The sequence below is a fragment of the uncultured Draconibacterium sp. genome, from assembly GCF_913063105.1.
GTDB lineage: Bacteria > Bacteroidota > Bacteroidia > Bacteroidales > Prolixibacteraceae > Draconibacterium.
The window spans coordinates 1-2,567 of the sequence record NZ_CAJXYQ010000041.1 but is presented as its reverse complement, the minus strand read 5'-3'; the positions used below and the strand labels follow the sequence as shown (position 1 = coordinate 2,567).

Genomic DNA, 2,567 nt, shown 5'->3' with positions numbered 1-2,567 from the left:
TCCCCCGGAAGGGGCTAGCAAGCGATATTAATATATTAGCAAAAGAACAAAGTCCACCGGATTTTTAATGTGATCCGTAATTCCTGAAGTGATTTTGTTGATTGATCCCATAAAAAAATCCCGGGCGTCCAATCCGGGATTCTACTCTTTTAATACACAACTTAATTGAATTCTTGAAAATTGCTAACTCTAACTAAACTAACCAAATCTATTTAAAACTACCTTAACTAACTATCGGGTTTGTATAGTACAAATATAGCCACGAACAAAAACAGTGCATACTATTTTCTGCTGAAACAACACAAGAATAAACTGATTTATAACTGTTTAAAATTCTGATAAGATAGGAGCTGTTTTCTGATCACCCTATTTCAAATAGGGTAATACCTGCGCTTTTCGTAATCCGTTTTCAACCAAAACAGCTTTAACACCTAACTTTGAAACCTCATGGATGTTGCGGTATTCATCATCGAAAAATACCATTTCGGTATAAGGAAGCTTAAAATGATTTTGAATCTTTTTGAAGTGAGCAACCTTAGTGCCCGGGTAAATTTCTTTTAAGTCGAAATATTTATTAATATCAAAAAGATGAAGGAGGTCTTGGGCCCAGCCTGGTTCGAAAGTTCTTGATGCTGCAGCTATTTTCTTGTCGTTCTTTTGCAATTCATCAAAAATACCAATTACTTCGGGATAAAGCTGCATCTCGCTGCCTGATTGGTCGAGCAGGGCACCATTTTCCCAAAAATATGGAGGGTTTGTTGCGTCGCACCAGGTTCCACCTGCATCCCAAATCGTAAAATCGAGGTCAAAAACAAACAATCTCATTTCTTTATTTTCATTAGTATAAAAAAAGAGCCATTCAAATGAATTCGAACGGCCCCTTTTGAACTACTAACTAACTATCTAAGATTTTACTAAATTCAAGTTTTCATCTAACGGAGTCATTTTAGGCATCATTAAATGTACAATACCAAGTATAAGTAAGTAACACGACCCTGCAATTAAGAAAGCCCAAAAGTAACCTGTACTTCCTGCAGAGTCAAGGATTTCACCTAAAGCTTTATCACTAACGATACCCGCTACAGCGCCAACCATTCCACCAATACCTGTTACTGAAGCAACAGCTTTTTTAGGGAACACATCCGAAACCAATGTAAAGATATTTGCAGACCAGGCTTGGTGCCCCGCAGCAGCAATACCAATAAGAACAATGGCTACCCACTGATTTTGGGTAAATGCCACATAACATACAGGAAGAACAATAATTGCACATATTAACAGTGTCATCTTACGCGCTTTGTTAAGCGTCCAGCCTTTGCTCATAAAATATCCGGAAATCCATCCGCCACCAATACTTCCACCGTCGGCAAGCAAGTACATAATTAAGAACGGAATTCCAATATCCTTAAGACTTATTCCAAAGGTTGCATTTAAGTACTTGGCTCCCCAAAAGAGATAGAACCACCATACCGCGTCTGTAATTTTTGCCGTTGCAAATGCCCAAGTCTGACGTTTCGGTAACACTCTTGCCCAGGCAATTTTTTCTTCCGACTCTGGTTCAGAATCGCTGTGTATATAGTCAAATTCTTCTTTTGATAATACCTTCGAATCTTCAGGTTTTCGATATACTTTAAGCCATAATATAACCCAAACCGTACTTAAAGCACCCGTAATTAAGAATGGAATTTGCCAACCTGTTCCTTTTACCCATCCAGGTTCGGTAACTTCTGTAACAATCCATCCAACCACAAAAGGAGCCGCTATTGCACCAACGCTAGTTGCAGCGTTAAACAAGCCTGTAGCGAATGCCCTTTCTTTTTTCGGAAACCATTCTGCTACTGTTTTTTGTGCTGCCGGGAAGTGTCCTGATTCTCCAAAACCTAAACCAAATCGGGCTATTGCGAATAAACCAACACTGGTTACTGTTATATTAAACACATTAATCTCCTGAACTACCAATGCATGTAGCATTCCAAAAATACTCCAGATACCAATGGCAAGCATGTATCCTTTTTTAGTCCCGAGCTTATCTATTATACCTCCCATTGTAAGCATACCAAGAGCATATGCAACTTTAAAGGCAATCATGATGTTTGCGTAATCCGTGTTCGTCCAATTGAATAGATTTTCCAGGGTAGGTGCCATTACACCGATAATACTTCTGTCAAAGTAGTTAATCGTGGTGGCATAAACCAACATGGCCAATATTTTGTACCTGTGATTCCCTTGCGGTTTTTTAATTTCAGTCATAAATTATTGATTTAGTATTTATACTATTTTAATTTTTCGATTATTGCCAATGCTTCGGCACATTTATCGGTAATGTACTGGTAATTTTTCTCGGCCAAAACCTCTTTCGGAAACAATTGGCTTCCCATGCCGACACAGGTTACTCCTGCATTAAACCATTGTTTCAGGTTATCTTCGGTTGGCGAAACACCTCCTGTTGGCATTATACTGGCGTAAGGCATTGGGCCTTTAACGGCTTTAACAAAGCTTGGTCCGCCCACTTGCGAGCCCGGGAATATTTTTACTACCTCAGCTCCCAATTCGTGTGCTTTGCCTAT

2 protein-coding genes and 1 pseudogene are annotated in these 2,567 nt (G+C 39.2%); all 3 read right to left on the bottom strand.

The features are described from left to right. Positions 1–366 precede the first annotated feature (366 nt). Positions 367–825: a magnesium-dependent phosphatase-1 gene (locus tag QZ574_RS19385; protein WP_297092651.1), complete on the bottom strand. Its 459-nt coding sequence runs from the start codon at positions 823–825 to the stop codon at positions 367–369. A 78-nt stretch (positions 826–903) separates the two neighbouring features. Next, a complete protein-coding gene (locus tag QZ574_RS19380; protein ID WP_297092649.1) occupies positions 904–2,250 on the bottom strand; it encodes an MFS transporter in 1,347 nt (448 codons plus the stop codon). A 23-nt stretch (positions 2,251–2,273) separates the two neighbouring features. Further along, a pseudogene (locus QZ574_RS19375) lies at positions 2,274–2,567 on the bottom strand (bifunctional 4-hydroxy-2-oxoglutarate aldolase/2-dehydro-3-deoxy-phosphogluconate aldolase); the annotation flags it as partial.